At 37.2% G+C, this 3,378-nt stretch carries 1 protein-coding gene and 1 pseudogene; both read right to left on the minus strand.

Annotated elements, in window-relative coordinates:
• Window positions 1–632 precede the first annotated feature (632 nt).
• Window positions 633–2,018 (minus strand): PhoH family protein, encoded by a 1,386-nt coding sequence (locus tag H4J50_RS18600; protein ID WP_182257650.1) that lies wholly within the window; start codon window positions 2,016–2,018, stop codon window positions 633–635.
• 236 nt (window positions 2,019–2,254) lie between these two features.
• Window positions 2,255–3,100, minus strand: a pseudogene (locus tag H4J50_RS18605) (PIN domain-containing protein); the annotation flags it as partial.
• Window positions 3,101–3,378: the final 278 nt, after the last annotated feature.

Here is a 3,378-nt window from a genome sequence, read left to right on the forward strand (position 1 = left end):
GGGCTAGTACCATTCGATTATCTCATGCATTGCCTTGAACAATTGAGCAAGCCAAAAATTGACATCAATTCTTTACTCCCATGGAATATAAAGCTTAGCTAAGTGCTTTCCCCAGACGTTCACAAAAGAGTGACCTCAATCTGTGATCGAGACTGGATTAACCTGACTTAATGTTTATACAGACTGGTATAATGCTCTAATTCATCGGGATTTTTAAAAAGGTCAATGACTATTGTATATGGTGGCTGATTTGTCAGTCGGACAATTAGAAAATGAGCAGATGTGGGATGTCTTCACCAAGCTCAAGGAAGTCTTTATTCGTATAGATATAATACCGCAACGTTAAGCATACTTTGTCCTAAATCAACGCTTTCACTTCAGCATCATTTCATGAGATTTTTCATCATTAAACATGATGTATTCGCCTATTTAGGGCAGAAGCTACCTAATATCACACACCATTAAAATAAAGTGGCCAATAATTGATTATAGTGGTCCGTAGCGACTGGTATTTGTGGTCCATTTGGTTGGGGCATGTGATCCTTAAGGGGCGGAATTAACAAAAAGTAACATCAAAAGAAGTTATTGGTATTTAAAGCTGCAAAAGCAGCCTTTATTATGGTTTGATTTGATTAAAAATTCTTTTCAGTGAATTCAGCCAGTGAACTTCTCTCAACTTCATCAAATATTAGAACGCTTCCGTTTTCATAGTTACGATAAATATTAACCGCAGCACTAGCACCAGAGCTTGTAGCGGTCACAAATCTATCGTCAATTTGTGCGAGATTTCCAAGCACGATGGTACGGCAGTTCTTGCCACCACGTGACAACATACCTTTCATTTGCGCACGCGTCATATTTTGCGCTTCATCTATTATTAAGACCGCGTCATCAATAGACCTTCCTCGAAAGTAAGCCATCGAAGTAAATTCAATATTAGCTCGGTCAATGATGTGCTCCACAGTCGCACGTGTACTCTTTTCATCATCATCACCATCGGAGTGCATTGAAATCAATGCGTCTGTGACACCTGCCAATAAAGGTAATGATTTCTCGGTTAGATCACCAGGTAAAAAACCAGGGTCATCATCCATAAAATCCCTACTGCGTACAACAACTATTTTTTTATATTGTTTTAATTCAAGTACTTGGTGCAACCCAGCGGCAATTGCTAAAAAAGTCTTACCGGAGCCAGCAGGTCCAAGGATGATATTTAGGTCAAAATCTGGGTCTACAAGTTGATCTAACGCAACGGCTTGTCGTTGATTTTTTGGGAGTATCCCCCAGATTTTTTTTGGTTTGCGTTGCAGTAATGTCGTAAAAATATGTTCATCGGTTACTTCTTTAATTTTCCCAATATGGCCGATTTCATCGTACCAATACATATTAGCCTGGGCTTCTTCATTAAAAACATCACGATTGAAACGGTATAGTTTTCCTGACATCGCAAAGTCTTTTTCTTCTTCGCATCTATCAAACAAGTCTCCTGAAAAGGACTGTACACCAGTATATAAAAGATCTACATCAGAAATTTGGTTATCAACTAAAACATCTTCAGCGTCTACGCCAATCGTTCTCGCTTTTAAGCGCATGTTTATATCGCGGCTAACTATAGTCACATCTTGCTTTAACTCATTTTGTAAATGTAGAGCATAATTTATAATTCTATTATCAGCATCACTTCCAATAGCGTGTTTTAACTCTTTGGCAAAATCTATCTGTGTATCAATACCTATAAAAAGCTTTCCTCGCTTTGCGGTCTCTGTTGAAGGCAGCGCAATACCTTTCTCCATTTCTTCACTCGAGTGGCCGTTGATAATATCCTCAAGCATTCGAATAACAGCACGAGCGTCTTGGGAAACATTTTTATCTGTTCGTTCTTTTAGGTTATCAAGCTCCTCTAAGACTGTTAGACAGATATATATATCGTCACGATATGCTAATAGGCTTTTTGGATCATGAACTAAGGCTGATGTATCAAGTACACGAGGGTTGCGGTTTTCATTTGAATTTTTCATTATGCTGCCTCCCCATAATTAAGCTCTACACATAGCCGTTCTATATTTTTATAAATAGTTGTTATTACCGAATAATGCACTTTTTTGGTTTTTGACAAGTCATAGGGTAAGCTGGTAGATATAGGGAATGATTTGAACTGAATTTTTGCTTTTTTAAATGAACTACAAGTTAATAAAGATATACTCCTTGTACATAAGGTCTTAACAAATTTAGTATGATTTTTATTCTTGACACCCGTTTTACCGCACCCTGCAGGGCCAGTAAGAATAACTAAATCAAGGGTCGGATCAAGTAAGGCATCCATCGCCATACCTTGATAAATATTTTTTGGATGGATTCCCCACGCTTGCTTTGCCATTAATCGTTCTCGACTCAAATCAGTTATGGCGAGGCTTTCATCATCTCCTCCGGTAATTTTTCCGGCAAAATGATCTCCTTCATCAATTAAGTATTCATTGATATAACTATTAGGGAGTAAATCGCGTTTAATATAGTGGGTAGTATTTCGGCCTTGAGTTTCACTTTCGCATTCTTTTACATGCTGCCAGAAATCACCCGTAAATTGGTGGTAGCCTTTGGTTAAAAATTGAATATCATCAATGAGTTGGTCTGTGCGGTAATCTTCAACAAAAGCAAGGCCTGCCCCTTTAGCTTTCAAACGCATGTTGATATCTTTTGTTACTAATACCACTTTATTATTAAGATTTTTTTCTTGTAGATAAATAGCCGTACTTATAATGCGATTATCATTTTCATTAAACGACAACTTAATCTTACTTTCGTCTAAAGCATAATCATTGAAAATAGATAAACAACCACTGGGGTGCAGCTCATCATTTTGCGGTAACTTAACGCCAGCGAGTACTTGTTCAGGTGAGGCATTGACTAAGGTATCTTCTAACGCTCTGATGGCAACGCGCGCATCTCGGCTCACATCTTTGTTACGATCTTTAATTGAATCTAATTCTTCTAGTACCGTCATTGGCACTACAACATCGTGTTCTTTGAAGGAGAGAAAAGCGAAGGGTTCGTGTAATAAGATGTTGGTATCTAAAACGTAAATAATGTTATTTGCTGTCATATGAAATCCTTACCTAAGTTGAAGGTTCCACAGCAATATTTGTTAGAAACAGCTGCTAGAAACCACAAAAGTTGATAACGCATCTAACCAAAATAATTTATTGATTCGTTCCTTTTATTATTGCATCTGCAATCATAAGAATAGTTTTTCTATTAAGACTATAACTACTTTACAGTTTATTTACCTGCAATCAAGCTGCTTTTTTGGATTAATTAAATACGAGCTATGAACATTATTCATACTCAAAATGCTGTCGCCATTAAAACAAAACTCTATTC

It is taken from the genome of Colwellia sp. 6M3 (assembly GCF_014077595.1).
Taxonomy (GTDB): Bacteria; Pseudomonadota; Gammaproteobacteria; order Enterobacterales; family Alteromonadaceae; genus Cognaticolwellia.

What these genes read in the sequence shown, in the direction of transcription:
- H4J50_RS18600 (WP_182257650.1), bottom strand. Translation starts at nt 2,018, where the DNA reads ATGAAAAATTCAAATGAAAACCGCAACCCTCGTGTACTTGATACATCA.